We start from the raw sequence: 22,527 nt of genomic DNA on the forward strand, positions 1-22,527 counted from the left end.
CCCTCGGAGCCGACGCGGCCGGAAGGGGCGGATGCGGATGGGGACGGTCGGGAGCGGCGGCCTGCGGGAGACCCTCGGCGTCCGCGACGCCATGGCGATCACCGTCGGCATCGTGGTCGGCGCGGGCATCTTCCGAACCCCGTCCCTGGTCGCCGGCGCCGCCGACAGCTCGGCCGGCGTGCTGCTGGCCTGGGCGGCGGGCGGGGTGATCTCGCTGGTGGGCGCCCTCTGCTACGCCGAGCTGGCGTCGGCCTACCCGCACGCCGGCGGGGACTACCACTACCTGGGCCGGGCCTTCGGCCGGAAACTGGCCTTCCTCTACGCCTGGGCGCGGCTGGCGGTGATCCAGACGGGGTCGGTGGCGCTGCTGGCGTTCGTGTTCGGCGACTATGCGAGCCAGCTCCTGCACCTGGGGCCGTTCTCCAGCGCCCTCTACGCCGCCGGCGCCGTGGTCGCGATCACCGCCGTTCAGTGGATCGGCGTGCGCGCCGGCGCCGGAACCCAGGCCTGGCTCACGCTCGCGGAGATCGTCGGCCTCTGCGCGGTGATCGTGGCAGGCCTGCTGATCGCGCCGGCCGCCGCCCCGGCGCCGCCGCCCTCCGAGACGACCGCCTTCGGGCTGATGATGGTGTTCGTGCTGCTGACCTTCGGCGGCTGGAACGAGGCGGCCTACGTCTCGGCCGAGCTGAAGGACGCCCGCCGGCGCATGGCCCCGGTGCTGGTGGCCAGCCTGCTGCTGATCACCGCCCTCTATCTGCTCGCCAACGCCGCCTACCTGCGGGCCCTGGGCCTGGCGGGCGTGGCCGGATCGGACGCCGTGGCCGCCGACCTCATGTGGCTGGCCTTCGGCGCCCCCGGCGCGACGCTGGTCAGCCTGTTCGTGGCGGTCGCAGCCCTCACCTCGGCCAACGCCACCGTGTTCACCGGCGCGCGCACCGCCTGGGCGCTGGGGCGCGACCATCCGCGGCTCGCGGCGCTGGGACGCTGGGACGAGCGCGCCGCCACGCCGCGCAACGGCCTGCTGCTGCAGGGCGCGGCGGCCCTGGCGCTGGTGGGGCTGGGCGCCTTCGCCCGCGACGGCTTCCAGCTCGCCGTCGAGTACACCGCACCGGTGTTCTGGGGCTTCTTCCTGCTGGTCGGCGTCGCGCTGATCCGGCTGCGGATGATCGAGCCCCACGCCGATCGGCCGTTCCGCACCCCGCTCTATCCGCTGCTGCCCGGCGTCTTCATCGTCACCAACGCCTACCTGCTCTACTCCAGCCTCGCCTACACCGGCCGCGGCGCCCTGCTGGGCCTGGCCGTGCTGGCCGCCGGCGGCCTCCTGCTCATCCCCCTTCGCACCCGGAAGACAGAGGAGACGACCTCGTGAAAGCCCATGCGTACGCCTTCGCCGCCGCGCTCGCGCTGATCGCCTGCCAGGCGCCCCCCGCCGTCCAGGACGCCAACGCCCAGGACAGGTCCGCCGCCGCCCCGACCCGGGGACCGGACGTGATCTACGTGCCGACGCCCCACGAGACCGTCGACGCCATGCTGAAGCTGGGCGAGGTGAGGCCCGGCGACGTGCTCTACGACCTGGGCTCCGGCGACGGCCGCATCCCCATCGCCGCGGCCAGGCAGTTCGGGGTCCGCGCCGTCGGCATCGACATCGACCCCCGGCGCATCGCCGAAGCGAACGCCAACGCCGAAGCGGCCGGAGTCACCAAGCTGGTCAAGTTCCGCAACGAGGACCTGTTCGAGGCCGACTTCAGCGACGCCACGGTCATCACGCTCTACCTGCTGCCCAGCCTGAACGAGAAGCTGGCGCCCCGGCTGCTCGAGCTGAAGCCCGGCACGCGGATCGTCAGCCACGCCTTCCCGATGGGCGACTGGGCGCCGGAGCAGACGGTGCAGACCCCCGGCGGCGGCGTCATCTACCGCTGGACGGTGCCGGAAAGAGGCCGGTGAAAGAAACTTTCTTTCGATAATTGCGTTTTGATCGGCGAGGGCTATATTAAGAACCGTTCGCAATAAGGACGCCTGTCATGCGCTTCGCCATGAAGACCGCCAGCTGGTCCGTGACCCACATGATCGTGGCGATCGCCGTCGCCTATGCGCTGACCCAGAACTGGCGCGCGGCGCTCGCGGTCGGTCTGATCGAGCCCATATTCCAGACCATCGCCTTCGCCGTACACGAGCGGGCGTGGATGAAATTCGCGCCGGCCCGGACCCAGGAAGCCAGGGAGGGAACGACCCCCCGCCTGGCGGGTTCGGCGCGGGCCTGAACATGCGAAGGGAGACCACCATGGCCGACAAGGAAAACGCCGCCGCGGGCCTGTCCAAGCTGCTCGCCGACACCTACGCCGTCTATCTGAAGACCCACGGCTACCACTGGAACGTGCGGGGGCCGAACTTCCACGCCCTGCACGGCATGTTCATGGAGCAGTACACCGAGATGTGGCAGGCGATCGACACGGTCGCCGAGCGCATCCGGGCGCTGGGCGAGCTCGCGCCGCAGGGCTACCGAACCTTCGGCAACCTCTCGTCCATCCGGGATGGCGACCCGGAGAAGGACGCCGACGGCATGCTGCGCGAGCTGCTGGCCGACCACGAGGCGCTGATCAAGACCGCCCGCGCCGCCCGCGAGGGCGCCGACGACGTGACCGCCGCGGTCATCGACGACCGCATCGAGGCGCACGAGAAGCACGCCTGGATGCTGCGCGCCTCGCTGGGCTGAGGACGGGCTAGAGCCCGAACGGCCAGGTCTCCTCGTCGCCCGCCTCGTGGTCCTCGCGGATCCGGGCCGGCAGCGGGGCGACCGCGGCGGTTTCGTCGAACCAGACGTAGGCGTCGAACTGCTGGGCCGGCCGCGCCTCGACATAGTGGCTCAAGCGCTCGGTCTCGGGCCGGTAGATCACCCCGATGAACCGCTCCAGCCGCGGCTCGGCCAGGGCCGCGCGGACGTCGTCGTGGACGCCGGGCCGCAGGTCGAGGAGGAACCGCTTCACGCCGGCCTCGTGCGCCAGCCGCTCGAGGCTGCCCTCCAGCGACGGGCGCACCGCCTTGACCTCCATCGGCTCGTCCCAGTCGCTCGCGCAGGCGACCGTCCCCGCGTGGGTCCCGAAACCGATCAGCCGCGCCTCGTCGCCCCACCGCTCCCGGCAGAGTTGGCCGATGTTCAGCTCGTCGCGCACCGCGCCCATGTCGGTCGCCCGGGCGTCGCCGATGTGGGAGTTGTGGGCCCAGACCACCGCCCGGGCGTCGGGCCCCTTGGCGGCCAGCAGCGCCTCCAGCGTCTCGAACATGTGGGTGTCGCGCAGATTCCAGCTCTCGGCGCCGCCGTAGTACATGACCCGGTAGTAGCGCTCGGCGTCGCGCACCAGACGCGCGCTCTGGGTGGCGTCCAGCAGGGCCTCCTCGTCCTCGGCCGCGCCGTCGAGGCGGCGGGCCAGCATCTCGGACAGCATGGCGGTCACTGGCCCCTCGCAGCCGGCGTAGCGTCCCGACACCGTCATCCGTCCGTAGGCCGCCGGCTCGTCGGCCCAGGGGGTGAGGCAGCCGTAGCGGTCGCGGGCGACCCGCGCCGCCTCGGGGTCCTCGCGGTCCAGGTAGTCGATCACCGCCCGCATCGAGCCCGACAGGTTGTAGAGGTCGAGGCCGTAGATCCCCGCCTGCCGCCGGGGGCTGCGGAAGCGGTTGTGGTCGGCGAGCCATTCCAGGAATCGGTCGAACTCGCGGTTGCGCCACATCCAGGTCGGGAAGCGGGTGAAGGCGTCCTTCGCCCCCGCCGGGCGCTTACGGTGGCGGACCCGCGCGTCCAGCACCCGCGCGTCCGGCCAGTCGGCCTCCAGCGCCACCACGTTGAAGCCGCGCTGTTCGATCAGCCAGCGGGTTATGGACGCCCGGGCGCGGTAGAACTCGGATGTGCCGTGGCTAGCCTCGCCCAGCAGCACGATGCGGGCGTCGCCGAAGCGGTCGAACAGGCGCCCGAAGGCCGGATCGTCGATCTCCGGCAGGGGTTCTGCCCTGGCTGCGATCAGGGCTGAGGCGCCTCCGCGCACGTCTCTCGCCTCCTCGACGCGGCGATCAATGTCAGGCATGCCGGCCTCCGTCCTTGAGCTGTCGCAACCGCGGGCCGCGCCGGCGGTTCCGCAGGGCGAGACAGGAGCCAGGAGCGCGGATGCCGGTCGAACTTCGCAAGGTCGAGACGATCCACCAGGGCTATTCCACCCTGATGCTGGCCACCCTCGCCGCCCCGGACGGAAGCACGTTCACCCGCGAGATCGAGCACCACGGGCGGGCCGCCGCCGTGCTGCCGTACGACCCCGAGCGGCGATGCGCCCTTATGGTCAACCTGCCCCGGCCGCCGGTGATCTGGGCGGGCGGGCCGCCCGAGCTCCTCGAGGCGCCCGCCGGCATGGTCGAGAACGAGGACGCCGAGGAGACGGCGACCCGCGAGGCCCTGGAGGAGGCGGGCGTGAAGCTCGGCCGGCTGGAGGCGGTGGGCTCGCCGTTCTCCTCCCCCGGCGTCTCCAGCGAACGGATCGACCTGTTCCTGGCGGCCTATTCCACGGCCGACCGGGTCGGGGACGGCGGCGGCCTTGCCGAGGAGCAGGAGCACATCACCGTCGAGGAGGTCCCGCTGGCCCAGCTCTGGACCTGGGTCGAGCAGCGGCGGATCGAGGACCTGAAGACCCTGGCCCTGATCCTGGCCCTGAAGGTGCGCCGGCCGGAGCTGTTCGAGCCATGAACCGCGCGCCCGACCGGCCGGCGGTGGGCTCGCTGCTGGACACCGACCTCTACAAGCTCCTGATGCTGCAGCTGATCTGGCGCCGGCACGCGGACGTGCCGGTGGTCTTCTCGCTGGTCAACCGCAGCCGCAGCGTCCGGATCGCGGACGAGATCGACCTCTCCGAGCTGCGGGAAGAGCTGGACCATGTCCGCAGCCTGAGGTTCGCCGCGGACGAGCTCGCCTGGCTGGGCGCCGCCGAGATCTACGGCCGCCGCGACCTCTTCGCCCCCGACTTCCTGGCCTGGCTCGCGGGCCTGCGCCTGCCCGAGTACGCGCTGGAGGCGCGGGACGGGCAGATCGCGCTGGCGTTTCACGGGACCTGGGCCGAGACGACGCTGTGGGAGATCCCCGCCCTGGCGGTCGTCACCGCCCTGCGGGCGCGCCGGGTCGTGAACGCCCTGGGCGAGGCGCCGGGAGGGGCGGGTCGCGAGACCCTCTACCGCTGCGCCCTCGGACGACTCGAGGCCAAGGCCGAGCGGCTGGCGGCGCTCCCCGGCCTGGCCCTCAGCGACTTCGGCACCCGCCGGCGGCACAGCCTGGCCTGGCAGCGCACCTGCCTGGAGGTGCTGCGCGAGCGGCTGGGGCCGGCCTTCCGCGGCACCAGCAACGTCCTGCTGGCCCGGACGCTGGACATGCCCGCGGTCGGCACCAACGGCCACGAGCTGCCGATGGTGCTGGCCGCCCTCGCCCCGGACGACGCGGCCCTGAAGCGCGCGCCCTACCGCGTGCTGGAGGAATGGGCGCAGCTCTACCCGCAGCCGCTGCGCATCGTCCTGCCCGACACCTTCGGATCGGCGGCGTTCTTCCGCGAGGCGCCGGACTGGGTCGCGGACTGGGCCGGCGTGCGGCCCGACTCGGCCCCGCCCCTGGAGGCCGGCGAGGCCCTGATCGACTGGTGGGGGGCGATGGGCCGCGATCCGCGCGAGAAGACGCTGGTCTTCTCCGACGCCTTGACCGTCGACCGGATCGAGCAGCTCCACGCCCGCTTCCACGGCCGGGTCGGCGTCAGCTTCGGCTGGGGCACCCGGCTGACCAACGACCTGGAAGGCTGCGCCGAGGCGCCCGGGCTGAAGGCGATCTCGCTGGTGTGCAAGGTGACAGAGGCGGGCGGTCGCCCGGCGGTGAAGCTGTCGGACAATCCCGAGAAGGCGACCGGCGATCCGGCCGAGGTGGAGCGCTACAAGCGCGTGTTCGGGACCGAGGGCCACATGGCCCGGCGGCCCGTCGTCTAGGAGGCGGCGGCGATGGGCGTCTATGTCGGCTGGGCCCTGGACCGCGGCGAGCGCGAGGCGCTGCTGGCGCGCTTCCCGGCGAGGTACGCGCGGGCGGTGGCCGACCACGTGACCCTGGCCTTCGAGCCGACGGAGCCCGCGCTGCCGACCGAAACGTCCGGCGAGATCGTCGGCGAGGCCGACGACGGCCGGGGCGTGCAGGCGATGGTGGTGCGCATCGCCGGGACCACCGACCGGCCCGACGGCTCGACCTATCACATCACCTGGTCGCTGGCGGACGGCCGGCGGGCGGTCGAGAGCAACGACGTGATCCGGCAGCACGGCTGGCGGCCGCTGGACGCCCCGGTCAGGGTCAGGCTGGAGCCGCGGCTGTTCCGGCCCTGAGCGCTTGGCAGCAGCTCCGTATGCTGAGTGCTAACAATTTGAATTAGCGGAACTTTCACCAGAATCACGCATATCCTCGTGGTGCGCACGGCGATGCGCCGGCGCTCGGATCCACAGTGACGAGGTCGCGTGATGCAAGCGTCGCCCGAATTCCGGAAGCAGCTCGAAGGCTATGGGCTGACCACGGCGGAGATCCTCTACCGGCTGCCCGACCATCCGGCCCTGCTGCAGAGCTACATTTGGCAGGACTACGACGTCTTCCCGGAATTCCCGGTGCTGAAGAAGTTCCTGGGCTTCTGGGAGACCAGCCTGGAGGGCCCGCTGTTCAAGGTGACGGTCGGCCACCAGAAGCTGATCCGGCCGGCCGAGCTCAAGGCCATCGGCGCCGAGTTCCGGCTGCACTAGGCGGCCCGGGGCGGTCTACTCGACCACGCCCACCGCCTCGCGCATGCCCCGCAGGCGCATCAGGATCACCTCGTTCTCGGGCGTCATCCCGCCGCCCGAGGCGTTGACCAGGGCCAGCGCGTCGAGATGCAGGCGCAGGGCGTCGGTGTGCCAGACGCCGCTGGAGATCAGGTTGTCGACCATGGCGCTGATCCCCCGCGCCACCTCGCCCACGGCCTCGAGGCCCGCCGCGCCGGCCACCTCGGCGACGTTCATCGCCGTCTCGCCCAGGGTCCGGCACTCGGCGAAGAGCACGTCCTCGCTCTGCTCGGCGAAGGCGCGGATCTCCTCCAGCTTCTCGGCGACGTAGGTCCGGATCGCGTCCCCCAGCGCCTCGACGCGGCTCTCGGCGTCGGCGATCAGCTCGGCCGCCGTCGGCGCCTGGATCGCCTCGAGGATCTTCGCCAGCCGGTTCTCGGGCGTGAAGATGCGGGCCACGGTCATCGGCGGCTCCTAGCCAAAAAGCGAATCGACCTCGTCCTGGGACATGGCCCGTTCAGGGTTGGCGGTCAGCGCGATCGCGTCCGACCGCCGCTCGGCGACGTCGCCCGGGAGGGGCTGGTTCTTGAACCGGCGGTCGGGTCCGCAATAGGACTGGGTGGTGACGAACTGGCGCGAGTTGCGGGCCAGCCATTCGATGCGGCTGAGCAGCACGCCGGGCGCGATCGGCTTCTTGACCACGAAGTTCGCGCCGGCGTCGCGGGCGGTGGTCACCTTCTCGACCGGCGTGTGGCCGCTGACCACCACGATCGGGGCCGTGAAGTTCGGCGCCTCGCGCTGGCTGCGGATGTGCCGGGCCAGCGAGATCCCGTCCTCCTCAGGCATCTCCCCGTCGATGATGATCAGGTCGTAGGCGACCGCGGCGACCGTCTCGCGCGCCTCCTCGGCCGAACGGCAGGTGGCGATCCGCCCCACCCGGAAGCCCACGAGCACCTGGCTCATCAGCTCCAGCGACTGGGGATTGTCGTCCACCAGCAGGACCTTGGCCTTCCGCAGATCCAGGCGAGTCGACGACGACAGCATCCTCATTCATCCGCCTGCGGGGGTCCGGTCCTTAGGGCTTGTCGAAATCCATCAGGGCGTCGGCCGCGGCCTGGTCCAGCCCCTCGCCCGCCAGGGCCGGGCCGTTCAACAGGGGGTCGCCTTCCGACCGGCCGAGGGCGACATCGCCGATCATCGCGTCCAGCTTGGCGAGCCGCTGGCCCGTCAGGTCCTGGAAGGCGCAGGCCTCGAGGATGGCGCAGAGCATCCGCTCCAGGCCGTCGAGCGCCGAGGCGTCGCCGTCGCGCGCCGCCTGCACGTCCTTCAGACCCTTCTCGGCGGCGGCCAGCATGGCGTCGGCGGCCTCCTCGATCTCGCGGCGGACGTTGGCGATGATCGCGCGCGCCTCGGCCTCCGCCATGTCAGAGCTCCCCGAAGACGGTCGTGAGCTTCTGCTTCAACACCGCGAGGTTGAAGGGCTTGATGATGTAGTTGTTCACGCCGGCCTGGCGGGCGGCGATGACGTTCTCGGTCTTGGCCTCGGCCGTGACCATCACGAACGGCACGTCCTTCGTCCGCGGCTCGGCGCGGACGGCCTTCAGCAGGTCGTAGCCGGTCATGGGCTGCATGTTCCAGTCCGACAGGATCAGCCCGTAGTCCTTGTGCTTGATCTTCTCGAGCGCGGTCGGGCCGTCGGTGGCGTCGTCGACGTTCCGGAAGCCGAGCTGCTCCAGCAGGCCGCGCATGATCCGGATCATCGTCTTGTAGTCGTCGACCACCAGCACGTTCATCGATTTGTCGACCGCCATCCGCGTCCCTCGCTGTGAGCCGTCGCCACTGGGGCGCCTGTCCTGCAAACGAGTCTCGCAAAGTGACTAATAAACGGTAACATTACTTATAAGTGTGGGTCGCACCCGTCCCGTTTCAGTTATCAAATTGCACCTGAAGAGCATTTGTCAGCTCTACAGGCGCATCATCAGCCTCGCAATCGATGAACTAGACCGATGGTGCTCGCGCGCTTCCACGTGAAATCGGTACGCGTCCCGCGCGATATCTTCATTTCACCGCCACTTTTACTTCCGGATTAGGCTTCCGTTAACCGCTTCAGCCTCGCTTTGGGACACCGGGAAGGCTGTGATTCCAGCGGGGGCGGCTTTGGACGATCTGGTGAGCGACTTCATCGCGGAGACCCGGGAGGGCCTCGAAGCGCTGGACAGCGAACTCGTGCGCTTCGAGCAGCAGCCCGACGACCCCGAGACCCTGAGCGGCATCTTCCGGCTCATCCACACCATCAAGGGCACGTGCGGGTTCCTGGGCCTGATGCGCCTGCAGACGGTCGCGCATGCGGCCGAGAACGTGCTCGGCGGCTTCCGGGACGGCGTCGTGCCGGTGACGCCGACCGCCGTCTCCGCGGTTCTCGACACGGTGGACCTGATCCGCTCGCTGGTGGATGCGCTCGCGTCCACGGGCGCCGAGCCGGAAGGCGACGACAGCGCCCTCATCGGCCGCCTGGAGGCGGTCATGGAGACCGCCGCAGGGGATGAACCGGCCGCCGCCGCGCCGACGGCCGAGGCGCCGCAGCCGGCGGCGAAGGACGCCCGCAGCCTGATCGAACAGCTGGGCGGCGACGCGACGCTGGACGCCGCGGCCGAGATGTCGCTGGCCCGCCTGCGGGACGACGCGCGGCTGGGCGGCCTGTTCGCCCGCGCCGACACGGACCGGCTGCTGGCCGCGGTTCGCGACGGCCTCTGCGGGATCGCCCGCAAGGGCGAGGCGAGCGACGCCCTGGCCCGGGCGCTGGCCCAGGTCGCCGACGGCGCCGTGGACGCTGGAGCGGTGGGCGCCGTGTTCGACGTGGCCGCCGCGGCGCTGGCCGACCTCGAGGTGGACGCCGCCGCCATCGCGGCCCTGCGGAGCCTCGCCTGCCCGCCCCCGGAACCCCGGGCCGAAGCGGACCCGGAACCGGCGCTGGCCGAGGCCGAACCCGAAGCCTCGTCCGCGCCCGACCCGGAGCCCGCGCTGGAGGCCAGCCCCGCGCCGGTGGCTGCGACCGCGCCGGCGGCCCGCTCCGCGCCCCCCGCCGCCGGCGGCGAGGCCGCCGGCCCCGCCCAGACGATCCGGGTCAGCGTCGATGCGCTGGAACACCTGATGACCGTGGTCAGCGAGCTGGTGCTGATCCGCAACCAGCTCATCCAGACCCTGCGCCTGGAGCCCGAAAGCCCCTTCGCCGCCCCGCTCAATCGCCTGAACCAGGTGACCAGCGAGCTGCAGGAAGGGGTGATGACCACCCGCATGCAGCCGATCAGCGGCGCCTGGGCCAAGCTGCCGCGCCTGGTCCGCGACCTCGCCCAGGACCTCGGCAAGAGCATCGACCTCGTCATGCTGGGCCAGGAGACCGAGCTGGATCGCCAGGTGCTGGAGCTGATCAAGGATCCGCTCACCCACATGATCCGCAACGCCGCCGACCACGGGCTGGAGACGCCCGCCGAGCGGCGCGCGGCCGGCAAGCCCGAGACCGGACGCATCACCCTGCAGGCGCGGCACGAAGGCGGCGCCATCGTGATCGAGGTGGCCGACGACGGCCGCGGGCTCTCGGCCGAGAAGATCCGCGCCAAGGCGCTCGCCTCGGGCCTGATCACGCCGACCCAGGCCGAGCAGATGTCGGACGCCGACGCGCGCCAGCTGATCTTCCTGCCCGGCTTCTCGACCGCCTCGCAGGTGACCGCCGTCTCCGGACGCGGCGTCGGCATGGACGTGGTGCGCACGAACATCGAGAAGATCGGCGGCGCCATCGAAGTGGGCGCGACCGACGGCGGCGGGACCCGGTTCACCATCCGCATTCCGCTGACGCTGACGATCGTCTCGGCCCTGATCGTGGAGTGCTGCGGCGAGCGGTTCGCCATGCCGCAGTCCGCCGTCGTCGAGCTGGTCAGCGCCTCGGGCGCCTCGGGCCACGCCATCGAGTACATCGACGGGAGCGCGGTGCTGCGCCTGCGCGACCGGCTGCTGCCGCTGGTCTCGCTGCAGAGCCTGCTGGGCCTGGAGCCCGTGGGCGAACCGTCGAACGAGACCTGCATCCTGGTGGCCCGGGTGGGCGCCTTCACCTTCGGCGTGATCGTCGACCGGGTGTTCGACACCGAGGAGATCGTGGTCAAGCCCGTGGCCACGGTGCTGCGCCACCTGAAGCTCTATTCCGGCGCCACCATCCTGGGCGACGGGTCGGTGATCCTGATCCTCGACCCCAAGGGCATCTCGCTGGAGGCCGGCGCCGGCCAGACCGGCTCCCTGGCCCAGGACGACGCCGACGCCCTCGGCGGCGCGGGCTCGACGTCCCGCGAGGCGCTGCTGGTCTTCCGGGCCGCCAACGAGACGCTGAAGGCCGCCCGGCTGGCCACCGTCTCGCGCATCGAGGAGCTCGCCGCCGACCAGATCGAGCGCGTCGACGGCCGCGCGGTGGTCCAGTACCGTGGGCGGCTGATGCCGGTCCTGGGCGTCGACGCCCAGCCGGCGGCGGCCTGGGAAGGCGAGGGCCGCCGCCCCCTGCTGGTGTTCGCCCAGGAGGACCGCGCCGTCGGCCTGCTGGTCGACGAGATCGTCGACATCGTCGAGAGCTCCACCGAATCCGAGCTGGGATCGCGCGGCGAGGGCGCGGCGGGCAGCCTGATCATCGGCGGCAAGGCCACCGAGCTGATCGACGTCGGTTACTACTGGGCCCGGGCCGTGAACGACGACGAGCCGGCGCGGCCGGCCGGCCAGGCGACGTCCGCGGGCCCGGCCGCCGGTCCCGCCAGCATGAAGCGGCTGCTGGTCATCGACTCCAGCCCCTTCTCCCAGCTGCTGCTCCGGCCGCTGCTGGCCCAGGCGGGCTACGACGTGACCGTCGCCACCGACCCCGAGGCGGCCCTCGGCCTCTACGAGAGCGGCGAGCACTTCCACCTGATCATGGCGGACACGAGCTCGGGCGAGCCCGACATGAAAGCCTTCGCCAAGGCGTTCGCCCAGGCGCCCGAGTGGCATCGCACGCCCCTCCTCAGCCTGGCGCTGCACAACCTCAAGGCCGCGGGCGCCGGCGGGCTCGACACCACCACCCTGCTGGACGCCGTGTCCGGCGCGCTCGACGAGATGAAGGGGGCCGCATGAGCTTCGGGAACGACGCGGCGGCGCCGGCCGACGGCGCCGCCGAGGGCCTGGTGTCCATCCGGATCGGACGCCAGGCGTTCGGCGTGCCGGTCCTGCAGGTGCAGGACGTGATCGCCCAGACCGCCATCAACCGCGTGCCGCTGGGCCCGCCCGAGGTGGCCGGCTCGCTGAACCTGCGCGGCCGCATCGTCACGGCGATCGACATGCGCCGGCGCCTCGGCATGGAGCCGCGCGGCGCCGACGACGGCTTCATGTCGGTGATCGTCGAGCGCAACGGGGAGCTCTACGCCCTGCTCGTGGACGACGTCGGCGACGTCCTCTGGCTGCCCCAGTCCTCGCACGAGCCGCCGCCGATCACGCTGTCCAGCGAGTGGCGGGGGCTGTGCAGCGGCCTCTACCGCCTGGAGGGCGAGCTGCTGCTGGTCCTGAAGGTCGAGGAGGTGCTGGCGCTGAGCCGCCATGCGCCGCCGGCGGCCGCCACCGCGAGCGGTCAGGCGACGCCGGCCAGGGAGCCGGAACCGGAACCCGTGGAGACCGCGGCATGAGCCCGGTCGCACGCGACCTACTTGGGACCATCCAACGGGAGGGGGAGTGATGGCCAGCAAATCGGCCGCCGTACGCAAGGCGAGCACCGTCGAGCCGCCCACGCTGTTCGAACGCCTGGGCGGCGCCCCGGCGGTCGATGCGGCGGTGGAGCTCTTCTACGCCAAGGTCCTCGCCGACGACCGGATCAACCGGTTCTTCCAGGGCGTGGACATGGTGCGGCAGGCGGGACGCCAGAAGGCGTTCCTGACCATGCTGATGGGCGGGCCCAACACCTACACGGGCCAGAACCTGCGGCTCGGCCACCGGAAGCTGGTCGCCGCCGGGCTGGACGACAGCCACTTCGACGCCGTGGTCGGGCACCTCGCCCAGACGCTGCGGGAGCTCGGGGCGGCCGAGGACGACATCGCTGAAGCCGGCGCCCTGGCGGAATCCGCCCGCGCCGATGTGCTCAATCGGGATACGGAGGACGAGATGGCCGGCAGCAACGCCGTGGCGCGCGCGGTTCAGGAGCGGTGGGAGGCGGCGGAAGGCTCGACCGACCTCCAGGCGCTCCTCGAGGACTACAAGGGGCAGGTCGACGCGATCCGCCGATCGCAGGCGGTGATCGAGTTCGGCGTCGACGGCAAGATCCTGGACGCCAACGACAACTTCCTGAACGCCCTGGGCTACACGATCGACGAGGTGCGCGGTCAGCACCACTCGATGTTCGTCGATCCGGCCGAGCGCAGCTCGTCCGAGTACCGCGCCTTCTGGGACCGGCTGGGCCGCGGCGAGTTCGACGCCGGCCAGTACAAGCGGATCGCCAAGGGCGGGCGCGAGATCTGGATCCAGGCCAGCTACAACCCGGTCTTCGATGCGTCGGGCAAGCCGTACAAGGTGGTGAAGTACGCCTCCGACATCACCGCCGAGAAGCTCGCCGCCGCCGACGCGGCCGGCCAGCTGGCGGCGATCGACAAGGCCCAGGCGGTGATCCAGTTCGAGCTGGACGGCACCATCATCGAGGCGAACGCCAACTTCCTGGGCGCGGTCGGCTACACGGCCGACGAGGTGCGCGGCAAGCACCACTCGATGTTCGTCGACGCCGAGCTGCGCGCCTCGCCCGAGTACCGTGCGTTCTGGGACAAGCTGGGCCGGGGCGAGTACGACGCCGGCCGCTACCGCCGGATCGGCAAGGGCGGCCGCGAGATCTGGATCCAGGCCAGCTACAACCCGATCCTCGACGCCTCGGGCCGGCCCTTCAAGGTCGTGAAGTACGCCACCGACATCACCGAGCAGGTGCTGCGCGAACAGGAGAACGACCGCCTCAGCCGCGTGCTGGACCAGGCGCCGTTCAACGTCATCGTCTGCGAGCCGCAGGACCTGCGGATCAACTACGTCAACAAGCGCACGATCGACACCCTGCGCGGCCTCCAGAGCTTGATCCCGGTCCCGGCCGACAAGCTGCTGGGCGAGTCGATCGACATCTTCCACAAGAACCCGCAGATGCAGCGCCGGCTGCTGGCCGATCCGAACAACCTCCCGCACCGGGCGACGATCAAGCTCGGCGAGGAGATGATGGACCTGAACGTCCAGGCCCTGAAGAGCGACAGCGGCGCCTACATCGGCGTCATGCTGAGCTGGAGCGTCATCACCGAGCAGCTGCGGTTCATCGGCCGGGTCAACGACTTCAGCCGCGAGGTGGCGGACGCGGCCGACAACATGCGCGGCATGGCCCAGACCATGGCCGCCAGCGCCGAGGAGACCAGCAACCAGGCCGCGGCGGTGGCCGCCGCCTCGGACGAGGCCTCCTCGAACGTCCAGACCGTGGCCTCGGCGGCCGAGGAGCTGTCGGCGTCGATCCAGGAGATCACCCGCCAGGTCGAGCAGTCGTCCAGCATCGCCCGCCAGGCGGTGGAGGAGGCGCTCGCCACCGACGAGACCATGCGCGGCCTGGCCGACTCGGCCGACCGGGTGGGCGAGGTGGTGGGCCTGATCCAGGAGATCGCCTCCCAGACCAAGCTGCTGGCCCTCAACGCCACCATCGAGTCGGCCCGCGCCGGCGAGGCGGGCAAGGGCTTCGCGGTCGTGGCCTCGGAGGTGAAGAACCTGGCCGACCAGACCGCCAAGGCGACCAAGCAGATCGCCGAGCAGATCGGCTCGATCCAGAAGGCCTCCAACGCGGCGGTCTCGGCGATCGAGAGCATCCGCCGGACGATCGAGCAGGCCAACGAGGCCTCGGCCGCCATCGCCTCGGCGGTGGAGGAGCAGGGCGCGGCCACCCAGGAGATCACCCGCAACGTGCAGGAGGCGGCCTCCGGCACCCGGGAGGTCTCGGCCAACATCTCGGGCGTCACCGACGCGGCGGCCCAGAACTCGCAGTCGGCCTCCGACATGCTGGGGGCGACCAACGCCCTGGCCACCAAGGCCGAGGAGCTGGACACCCTGCGGGCCGAGATCGAAGCCTTCATGAAGAAGTAGGGCCACGGCGGCTCCGGCCGCGCCGCCCGGGAAGACGCCCCGCAGCCTCCGGGCTGCGGGGCTTTTCTTTGGTCCGCGGCGGCCGCACGAAAAAGCCCCGCGCCTGACGCGCGGGGCTTGCGAGGACGCGTCGACGGCTCAGGCCGAGCGGGCGAGGCGCGCCGAGCTGGGCAGGTAGAGCCCGCGCGCGGCGGGCGAGAGCGTGAAGGCGTCGGTGATCCCGATCACCGTCTCGGCGCTGCCCAGGAACAGGGCTCCGTCCGGCGCCAGGCTGCGGGCCAGTTCGGCGAGGATGGTCCGCTTCTGGGCCACGTCGAAGTAGATCAGCACGTTGCGGCAGAAGATGACGTCGAACATGCCCAGGCCGCCCACGCCGTGCAGGAGGTTGTGCGTGCGGAAGCTCACCATCTGCTTCAGCTGGGGCGCGATGCGCCACGAGCCGCCCTCGCGGGTGAACCAGCGCTTCAGGCGCTCCTCCGACAGGCCGCGGTTGACCTCGAAGTCGCTGTAGAGGCCGCTGCGGGCCTTCGACAGGATCGGCTCGGACATGTCGGTGGCGACGATCTCCAGCCGCCAGCCGCCGAGCTGCGCTCCCGCCTCCTGCAGCACCATGGCCACCGAATAGGGCTCCTGGCCGCTCGAGCAGGCGGCGCACCAGATCCGCAGTGTGCGGACCGCGCGACGGGCCTCGATGAGCTCGGGCAGCAGGCGGTTGGCCAGCTGCTCGAACGGCGCGCCGTCGCGGAAGAAGAACGACTCGTGCGTGGCCATCGCCTCGACGCACCGCTGGATCAGCGGCTCGGGCGCGCCGGCTCGCAGCCGCGCCAGCAGCTCGGGCACGCCCGCCAGGCCCTCGGCCCGGGCCACCGGCCCGAGGCGGCTGTTGACGAGGTAGGCCTTCTCGGGCGTCAGCACGAGGCCCGAGCGGGCCCGGATCAGCTGGCAGAAATGCTCGAAGTCAGGACCGGTCATGCCGCCACCTCGGTCGCACGGCGGATCCAGCCCCCCACCTCGGACAGGGGCAAGACCCCCTCGGCCCGTCCGGTGGCGGCGGCCGCGCCGGGCATGCCCCAGACCACGCTGGTCGCCTCGTCCTGGACGATGAACCGGCCGCCGGCGGCGGCGATGGCCTCGCAGCCCTTGGCGCCGTCCGAGCCCATACCTGTCAGGATCACCGCGAGCGCGGCGGGTCCGTAGGCCTGGGCGACGCTGCGCAGCATCGGATCGACCGCCGGGCGGCAGAAGTTCTCGGGCGGCTCCTGGTTCAGGCGGATGAACACGCCGGCGCCCTCGCGCTCGACGGTCATGTGCCAGCCGCCCGGGGCGACGTAGCACCGGCCGGGGACGACCGGCTCGCCGTCGCGGGCCTCGGCGCAGGGCCGGTCTCCCGCCCGGCCAATCTGTTCGGCCAGCAGGGCGGTGAAGGTCGCGGGCATGTGCTGGGTCAGCAGTATGGGCAGGCGCACGGCGCCCTTCAGCGCCTCGAAGACCTGCAGCAGGGCCGGCGGCCCGCCCGTCGAAGCGCCGATGGCGAGGACCTGAGGCAGGGTCCGCCGCAGGGCCGGGACGATCGGACGGCGGGCGGCGGGCGAGGCCGGCGCGGGCGCGGGCCGGGCTCGGCGGGGGGCGAGCGCCAGGATCTTGGAGGTCAGCTCGCGCTGGAACTCCTGCGCGCCGGCGAGGCCGTTCTCGGGCTTGGCCACATAGTCCGAGGCCCCGAGCTGCAGGGCCTTCAGGCTGATCTCCGCGTTCCGGAGGGTGAGGGTGGACGCCATGATCACGCGCACGCCCGGGTGCTCGGCGACGATGCGCTGGAGCGCGGTGAGGCCGTCCATCACCGGCATCTCGATGTCGAGCACCACCACGTCGACCGGGTGGCGCGCCAGCTCGCGCAGCGCCAGTTCGCCGTTGGAGGCGGTGCAGACCACCTCCAGCCGAGAATCCGATTCGAGCTGCCGGGTGATCAGGCCGCGCACCACGGCCGAGTCGTCGACAACCATGACGCGCGCCCGGACGTCGGAAGCCACGGCGTTCGCACCTGCTGACAAGTCCCCACTCCTCCTGGCGATCCGCACCAACGGTCGCCGAATATCGTTCCGCCTCGCGCGATCAAGGGAAAAACCAAGCAATCGCACAGGTCAAATCTGTGCCTGTCGCGCGAATTATTAGTTAACCCACGGCAACCCTTGATTGGTGGGGCGACTCCGGAAATCGTGTCTAGCTAGTATGTGCATATACAAAACCTCAATATGGGTAAGCATGAGGTCGTAGACCCAAGTCGTTGCACCTACGGGGTAAATTACACCTGAAGTGTATTGACATATATTGGAGGTAGCATGCCGTTCCGTTCGCTCATGCTGACGGGTGAACAGATCCGGGCCGCCCGGGCCCTGGCGCGCATCGAGCAGGCCGAGCTGGCCAGGCGCAGCAGCCTCAGCCTCGAGACGATCAAGCGTCTGGAGCGAATCCGCGGGCCGGTGGACGCCAACGTCCGGACGCTGAACGCCATCTTCGCGGGCGTTCGAGGCGATCGGGGTGTTCTTCGAGGGCAGCGCCGACGGCGGCGTCGGGGTCTGCCGCCCCGCGGTCGGCGGCCATGGTCTGCGCCCGCCGCCGGCGACGCTGGTGGCGCCGGCGCGTCGGACCGACGAGCGTCCGGCGCCCGCCCTGCAGCGGCTGATCTACGCCAGCGCGGCGACGCCCGAGACCGCGGCGGACATGGCCGGCGTCCTCGACGACATCCTCCAGGCGGGCCGGGCGTGCAACGCCGCGCTGGGGGTGACCGGCGCCCTGCTCGTCTGCGACGGCTGGTTCCTCCAGCTCCTGGAAGGGCCGAAGGAGTCGGTGCGCCAGGTCTACGGCGCCGTCTCCTCGGACCGGCGCCACACGGATCTGCGGCTGATCGAGAACCGGCCGGCGGCGGTGCGGCAGTTCGGCGACTGGAGCCTCTGCTGCGGCGTCTTCCGCCCGGACGACGAGGCCTTCGCCGGCGAGCCGGCCATGCGCGACGGCTTCCGCCCCGAGACCCTGACGCCGGCCTCCTCCCTTGGCCTGCTCAGCATCCTGCGCGACCTGCAGCACGGCGCCGGCGCAGGCGGCCTGGACAGCGCCCGCCCCGCGGCCTGAGCGAGCCGACATCCCGGCGCTTGCGCGCATTCGTCCCTAGGGTGCTGGCCACAACGGCCCCAGATCGGCTGAGTAGAGTTCGTGAGCGTTTCCGATCCTCCCAAGACCCGCGGCGCGATCCGGCAGGTCCTGAGCCAGCGGGGCCGGCGCATGGGCGCGGCCCTGCGGCGCGCGCTCGCCGCCCGCGCCGGCCTGAACGACAATCTCGAGGACGTGCTCAACGGGATCCTCAACATCTCGTCCGAGGGCATCGTCGTGCTGGACGCCCGGCTGCGCATCCTGGTGTTCAGCCCCGGCGCCGAGGCGGCCTTCGGCTGGTCGGCGGACGAGATGGTCGGGCAGTCGATCGAGCGCCTGATCCCGCCGGCCCTGCGGGCCTCGCACCGCAAGCACGTCGAGGCCTTCGCGGCGGGCGAGGCGCAGAGCCGCCGGATGAGCGATCGCAGCGACATCTTCGGCCTGCGTCGCAACGGCGAGGTGTTCCCCCTGGAGGTGGGGCTCTCGAAGCTGATGACCTCCAAGGGCCAGATCTACACGGCCCTGCTGCGCGACGTCTCCGACCGGCGCGAGGCCGAACAGGCCCTCGCCCTCGCCGCCGCCGAGGCCCAGGCGGCCAACCAGGCGAAGAGCGCCTTCCTGGCGGCGATGAGCCACGAGATCCGCACGCCGCTGAACGGCGTGCTGGGCATGGCCCAGGCCATGGCGATGGAGGACCTGCCGCCGCACCAGCGCGAGCGGCTGGAGGTGATCCGTCAGTCCGGGGAGAGCCTGCTCGCCATCCTCAACGACCTCCTGGACCTCTCGAAGATCGAGGCCGGCAAGCTGGAGCTCGAGGACGCCGAGTTCGACATCCAGGAGCTGGCCCGCGGCGCCCACGCCACCTTCGTCGCCGTCGCCGAGGCCAGGGGGCTGGCGTTCGAGGTGGCCGTCGCCCCCGCCGCCCGCGGCGTCTATCGCGGCGATCCGCTGCGGGTGCGGCAGATCCTGCACAACCTGATCTCGAATGCGCTCAAGTTCACCGAGGCCGGGTCGGTGCGGGTCACGGTCGGCCGCAGCGGCGGGGCGCTGTCGCTCGTCGTCCAGGACACCGGCATCGGCATTCCGCCCGAGAAGGCCGCCCGCCTGTTCCAGAAGTTCGAGCAGGCCGACGCCTCGACGACCCGGCGGTTCGGCGGCACGGGGCTCGGCCTCGCCATCTGCCGCGACCTGGCCCAGATGATGGGCGGCTCGATCGGCGTCGAGAGCGCGCCCGGAGAGGGCGCAACGTTCACCGTGCTCCTGCCGCTGAAGCGCATCGCCCGCGCGCCAGCCCCGCCGACCGCCGCCCCGCCGCCGCCAACCCCGCGGGAGACCGCCTTGAAGGTGCTGGTCGCCGAGGACAACGCGGTCAACCAGGTGGTGCTGAAGACCCTGCTGGAGCAGCTCGGCGTCGCCGCCACCGTGGCCCCGGACGGCCGCGCCGCCGTGGCGGCCTGGGAGCGGGAACCCTGGGACGTGATCCTCATGGACGTCCAGATGCCCGAGATGGACGGACCGACCGCCACCGGCGTGATCCGCCGCCGGGAGGCCGCCGAAGGGCGGCCGCGCACGCCGATCGTCGGCCTGACCGCCAACGCCATGCAGCACCAGATCGCCGAGTACCGGAACGCCGGCATGGACGACGTGGTGGCCAAGCCCGTGCAGGTGGACCGGCTGGTCGAGGCCCTGAACGCGGCGGCGGCTCAGCCGGGCGTCAGCGGCGCATAACCGTAGGACAGCAGGTAGTCGTAGCCCGCGACGCTGGGCGGCGCAGGCTCGCCAGGGTCCTGCACCCGCTGCAGCGGCCAGGGCGGCGTAACGCCCGGCGGCGTCGCCACCACGTTCACGTCGCCCACCACCGGATTGCCCGGCTTGCCCTTCGGAGAGGCGGGGGTGGCGAATGGGGCGTAGAACCAGTGGACGTCGTAGCCCGCCGCCTGAAACCGGCCGATGGTCGAGGCCCGCGCCTCCCGATCGCGCCCCGCCGCCTCGATCAGCCAGATCGCCCGGCGGCTCTCGATGAGCCCGCCGGCGCCGTCCAGGACCTGGGCCTCGAAACCCTCGACGTCGATCTTCACGAGCCGGGTCTCGGGCGGCGCGAGGTCGTCCAGCGTCAGCATCCGCACCGTCTCCTTCGGCGCGTCGAAGCCGAAACCGACGCCGCCGAAGTTCAGGGATGCGTCCAGCGGCGGAGCCGGGAACCGCGCCAGACCCTCCTTCGGCCCGGCGGCGGCGTGGATCGCCTCGACATTGTAGAGCTGGTTGTTGAGCGCGTTGGCGGTGAGCAGCCCGGCGAGCCCGCGGTGCGCCTCGATCGAGATCACCCGCCAGTCGGGCCGGCGCCTGGCGAACGGCAGGGAAATGGCGCCGACGTTCGCCCCCACGTCGATGAACACGCCCGGCTCGCCGGCGCAGGCGAGCAGGAAGTCCACCTCGGGCCGGGCGAACTCGCCGTACAGCCGCAGCGACAGGCCGATGGCCCTGTCGCCGGCCGGAACGAGGAAGGTGAGCCCGTAGGCGATCGTGGAGTCCAGCATCGCCCTCGGATAACACGGCGCCGCCGGCTGGCAATCTCCGGCGTCAGCCGGGCCCCAGCGTCACGAACCCCATCTTGGCCAAGACGCCGGCCGCGTTGACCACGCTGCGCAGGGGCCGCCCCAGCGCCTCGGCCGCCGCAGCCGCCGTCAGCGGCCCCTGCTCGAGGAGACCCCATAGCGGCGCAACCGCGCCGGCCGCGGCGGCTCCGCCTGGATAAAGCGCATGCCCAGCGAGCACGCGGTAGGCGGCGGGGTCGGCCTCCGGCCGCAACGCGATCGTCGTCTCGCCGGAAATCGCACGGGTTGGGTAGCTCGCGAAGGCGGTGAAGGGCTCGAGCTGCCCGCCGCTGCGCGGGGTCTGGACGTCCCCGCCCTCGGTGCGGCGGCGGGCGTCCAGCTCCGCCCACAGGGAGCCATAGGCCGCGTAGACGTGCGACCAGTCGAAGATCGCGCGGGCGTGCGCCTGGCCGGCCGCGCCCATGCGGCGCCGCAGCCCGGGACTGGCGATCAGCTCGGCCAGCGCCGCCACGAGCCGCTCGGCGTCCACCGAGGTGGCGGCCGCCGCGCCCCAGCTGAGCATGTCGTCTGTGATCGTCCGCCCCTGATGGGCGAACGCCAGGTGGTTTCCGAGACCCGGCGAGGGTGCCCAGGTCGGGACGAGGAATCCGTCCACCCCGTCGCGCACCGTGTCGCGATAGCCGTCCCAGTCGCTGGCGACGACCGGCAGGCCCGTGGCCATCGCTTCCAGGGGGTCAGGCCGAAGGTCTCCTGGATGTTGTCCGAAAGCGAGACGAACAGATCGGCGCCTGACCAGGCGAGCGACCGCGCCGCCGCGTCGTTTCCGTCGACCGAGATCCGGCGCAGGCCGGGTGCGAGCAGCGCGGGGCCGGTGCGGAAGGCCTCCTCGTCGTTTGGAGTCTTGGGATAGCCGCACTCGATCAGCGCCACCCGGGCGCCGGCGCGCGCGGCTGCGGCTGCGAGGCCCTGGTAGGTCTGCCCTGGATGGGTCTTCGACATCAGCGACAGCCGTCCGACGAAGAGAGCAACGACCTCGTCCTCAGCCAGCCCGAGCGCCGCCCGCGCCGCCGCACGGCCTTCCTGCAGGCGCGCGAAGTCGTCGCAATGGACGCCCAAGGGAATGACGGGAAGCTGCGGGAGCCGGGGCTCCGCCGCCGCGCCGTAGCGCCAGCGCGCATACTCGCATTCGGCGGCGAACACCTCGCGGACGACCGACTGCAGCGCCCGGGAGGGGCAGACCAGCGCGTCCCAGGGCATGAGGGGCTCGCGCACCAGCTGGGCGAGGTCGGCGAGGCGGTCGAAGACCGTATGCGCCACCGCAGTGATCGAATAGCGCCCGACGCCGGTCCAGGCGCGGGTCCAGACCTCGGCCTGCACGCCGGGATCGAGGCGGTGGATCACCCCCTGGGCGGCCAGGGCCTCGACGTCGGTCGTCAGCAGCCACCGCGCCTCGGCCGCCGGGTCGATCGCCCGGACCGCGCTCGCGAACTCGGGGCCGTGGTGGTCCTCGTAGCCGTAGCCGGTCACCGGCGCGCCGCCCCCGGCTGGGGCAGTGGCCTGCACGGCGGCCCGCAGGAATGCGGCGTTCGCCACCCGCCGCCCCAGCGCTCGGCCTTTCAGGCCGTAGGTGTCGGGCGTGAAGCTGAGCGCGGCGTGGATCATTGGACCCTGCGGGAGAGAGCCGATCCTGATCGATGGTCTTCAGGAGATGGCGGAGAGGGAGGGATTCGAACCCTCGATACCCTTGCGAGTATGCCGCATTTCGAGTGCGGTGCTTTCAACCACTCAGCCACCTCTCCGAGCCGGGTGCGAGGCCGTCCGCGGAGGGGGCCTGCCGAGTGAGCGGCGGAACCTACTCATCCGCCCTCGGCTCCGC

The 22,527-nt window shown here is 71.6% G+C and carries 22 protein-coding genes and 1 tRNA gene; 13 read left to right on the forward strand and 10 right to left on the reverse strand.

The genetic code is table 11. From position 1 onward, the window contains the following. Positions 1-37 precede the first annotated feature (37 nt). The 4 genes from PHZ_RS23490 (at position 38) to PHZ_RS17860 (ending at position 2,713) form a co-directional block, all read left to right on the forward strand. Positions 38-1,369: an APC family permease gene (locus tag PHZ_RS23490; protein WP_012523768.1), complete on the forward strand. Its 1,332-nt coding sequence runs from the start codon at positions 38-40 to the stop codon at positions 1,367-1,369. Further along, positions 1,366-1,944, forward strand: a complete 579-nt coding sequence (locus PHZ_RS23495; RefSeq protein ID WP_012523769.1) for an SAM-dependent methyltransferase — start codon at positions 1,366-1,368, stop codon at positions 1,942-1,944. Before PHZ_RS23490 ends, PHZ_RS23495 begins: the two co-directional genes overlap by 4 nt. Positions 1,945-2,021: 77 nt before the next feature. Next, entirely contained in the window at positions 2,022-2,261 is a 240-nt protein-coding gene (locus tag PHZ_RS17855) for a DUF2061 domain-containing protein (RefSeq protein ID WP_012523770.1), read from the forward strand. Between the two features lie 20 nt (positions 2,262-2,281). Beyond that, positions 2,282-2,713: a Dps family protein gene (locus tag PHZ_RS17860; protein ID WP_236611851.1), complete on the forward strand. Its 432-nt coding sequence runs from the start codon at positions 2,282-2,284 to the stop codon at positions 2,711-2,713. A 7-nt stretch (positions 2,714-2,720) separates the two neighbouring features. On the opposite strand, the gene PHZ_RS17865 is transcribed toward PHZ_RS17860, so the two are convergent. Then, positions 2,721-4,076: an erythromycin esterase family protein gene (locus PHZ_RS17865; RefSeq protein WP_012523772.1), complete on the reverse strand. Its 1,356-nt coding sequence runs from the start codon at positions 4,074-4,076 to the stop codon at positions 2,721-2,723. 80 nt (positions 4,077-4,156) lie between these two features. Here PHZ_RS17865 and PHZ_RS17870 point away from each other — a divergent pair, with 80 nt between their 5' ends. The 4 genes from PHZ_RS17870 to PHZ_RS17885 all read left to right on the forward strand — a co-directional run bounded on the left by PHZ_RS17870 (position 4,157) and on the right by PHZ_RS17885 (position 6,789). Further along, on the forward strand, positions 4,157-4,726 hold the full coding sequence (locus tag PHZ_RS17870; protein ID WP_012523773.1) for an NUDIX domain-containing protein: 570 nt from the start codon (positions 4,157-4,159) through the stop codon (positions 4,724-4,726). Next, positions 4,723-6,000, forward strand: coding sequence for a nicotinate phosphoribosyltransferase (locus PHZ_RS17875; protein ID WP_012523774.1), 1,278 nt, complete (start codon positions 4,723-4,725; stop codon positions 5,998-6,000). The genes PHZ_RS17870 and PHZ_RS17875 overlap by 4 nt, the downstream gene beginning before the upstream one ends. 12 nt (positions 6,001-6,012) lie before the next feature. Continuing rightward, entirely contained in the window at positions 6,013-6,384 is a 372-nt protein-coding gene (locus PHZ_RS17880; protein WP_012523775.1) for a hypothetical protein, read from the forward strand. A gap of 132 nt (positions 6,385-6,516) precedes the next feature. Continuing rightward, the gene (locus PHZ_RS17885; RefSeq protein ID WP_012523776.1) at positions 6,517-6,789 is read left to right on the forward strand and encodes an usg protein; all 273 of its coding nucleotides are present in this window, start codon (positions 6,517-6,519) and stop codon (positions 6,787-6,789) included. A gap of 15 nt (positions 6,790-6,804) precedes the next feature. Here the strand turns inward: PHZ_RS17885 and PHZ_RS17890 are convergent, their stop codons facing one another. From PHZ_RS17890 to PHZ_RS17905, 4 genes are read right to left on the reverse strand one after another with little or no spacing between them, the layout of a single operon-like run. After that, complete coding sequence (locus PHZ_RS17890) at positions 6,805-7,272, reverse strand: hypothetical protein (RefSeq protein ID WP_012523777.1); 468 nt, start codon at positions 7,270-7,272, stop codon at positions 6,805-6,807. 9 nt (positions 7,273-7,281) lie between these two features. Then, a complete protein-coding gene (locus PHZ_RS17895; RefSeq protein WP_012523778.1) occupies positions 7,282-7,857 on the reverse strand; it encodes a response regulator in 576 nt (191 codons plus the stop codon). A 25-nt stretch (positions 7,858-7,882) separates the two neighbouring features. Further along, complete coding sequence (locus PHZ_RS17900; protein ID WP_012523779.1) at positions 7,883-8,230, reverse strand: hypothetical protein; 348 nt, start codon at positions 8,228-8,230, stop codon at positions 7,883-7,885. 1 nt (position 8,231) lies between these two features. After that, the gene (locus tag PHZ_RS17905) at positions 8,232-8,618 is read right to left on the reverse strand and encodes a response regulator (RefSeq protein WP_012523780.1); all 387 of its coding nucleotides are present in this window, start codon (positions 8,616-8,618) and stop codon (positions 8,232-8,234) included. Positions 8,619-8,976: 358 nt separating this feature from the next. On the opposite strand from PHZ_RS17905, the gene PHZ_RS17910 reads away from it, so the two are divergent. The 3 genes from PHZ_RS17910 to PHZ_RS21910 are packed head-to-tail and all read left to right on the forward strand — an operon-like array spanning position 8,977 to position 14,952. Continuing rightward, positions 8,977-11,949, forward strand: coding sequence for a chemotaxis protein CheW (locus tag PHZ_RS17910; RefSeq protein ID WP_236611852.1), 2,973 nt, complete (start codon positions 8,977-8,979; stop codon positions 11,947-11,949). Then, positions 11,946-12,494, forward strand: coding sequence for a chemotaxis protein CheW (locus PHZ_RS17915; RefSeq protein ID WP_012523782.1), 549 nt, complete (start codon positions 11,946-11,948; stop codon positions 12,492-12,494). Before PHZ_RS17910 ends, PHZ_RS17915 begins: the two co-directional genes overlap by 4 nt. Positions 12,495-12,543: 49 nt before the next feature. Continuing rightward, positions 12,544-14,952, forward strand: coding sequence for a methyl-accepting chemotaxis protein (locus tag PHZ_RS21910; RefSeq protein ID WP_012523783.1), 2,409 nt, complete (start codon positions 12,544-12,546; stop codon positions 14,950-14,952). Positions 14,953-15,090: 138 nt separating this feature from the next. On the opposite strand, the gene PHZ_RS17925 is transcribed toward PHZ_RS21910, so the two are convergent. After that, complete coding sequence (locus tag PHZ_RS17925) at positions 15,091-15,924, reverse strand: CheR family methyltransferase (RefSeq protein ID WP_012523784.1); 834 nt, start codon at positions 15,922-15,924, stop codon at positions 15,091-15,093. Continuing rightward, positions 15,921-16,952 carry a protein-glutamate methylesterase/protein-glutamine glutaminase gene (locus tag PHZ_RS17930; RefSeq protein ID WP_148217003.1) on the reverse strand — a complete coding sequence of 344 codons (1,032 nt, stop codon included), beginning with the start codon at positions 16,950-16,952 and terminating at the stop codon, positions 15,921-15,923. Before PHZ_RS17930 ends, PHZ_RS17925 begins: the two co-directional genes overlap by 4 nt. Positions 16,953-17,487: 535 nt before the next feature. Here PHZ_RS17930 and PHZ_RS21915 point away from each other — a divergent pair. Together PHZ_RS21915 and PHZ_RS17940 are read left to right on the forward strand one after the other, a co-directional pair. Beyond that, on the forward strand, positions 17,488-18,078 hold the full coding sequence (locus PHZ_RS21915) for a BLUF domain-containing protein (protein ID WP_049758329.1): 591 nt from the start codon (positions 17,488-17,490) through the stop codon (positions 18,076-18,078). Positions 18,079-18,159: 81 nt separating this feature from the next. After that, a complete protein-coding gene (locus PHZ_RS17940) occupies positions 18,160-19,824 on the forward strand; it encodes an ATP-binding protein (protein ID WP_012523787.1) in 1,665 nt (554 codons plus the stop codon). On the opposite strand, the gene PHZ_RS21920 is transcribed toward PHZ_RS17940, so the two are convergent. The 3 genes from PHZ_RS21920 to PHZ_RS17960 form a co-directional block, all read right to left on the reverse strand. Beyond that, entirely contained in the window at positions 19,800-20,633 is an 834-nt protein-coding gene (locus PHZ_RS21920) for an FkbM family methyltransferase (RefSeq protein WP_012523788.1), read from the reverse strand. The two genes, PHZ_RS17940 and PHZ_RS21920, sit on opposite strands and share 25 nt — an antisense overlap. Positions 20,634-20,676: 43 nt before the next feature. After that, positions 20,677-21,213 (reverse strand): glycosyltransferase, encoded by a 537-nt coding sequence (locus PHZ_RS17950; protein WP_041373682.1) that lies wholly within the window; start codon positions 21,211-21,213, stop codon positions 20,677-20,679. 1,147 nt (positions 21,214-22,360) lie between these two features. Beyond that, positions 22,361-22,450, reverse strand: a tRNA-Ser gene (locus PHZ_RS17960). Positions 22,451-22,527 lie beyond the last annotated feature (77 nt).

Origin of the sequence: Phenylobacterium zucineum HLK1, assembly GCF_000017265.1 — a bacterium.
Lineage (GTDB): Bacteria > Pseudomonadota > Alphaproteobacteria > Caulobacterales > Caulobacteraceae > Phenylobacterium > Phenylobacterium zucineum.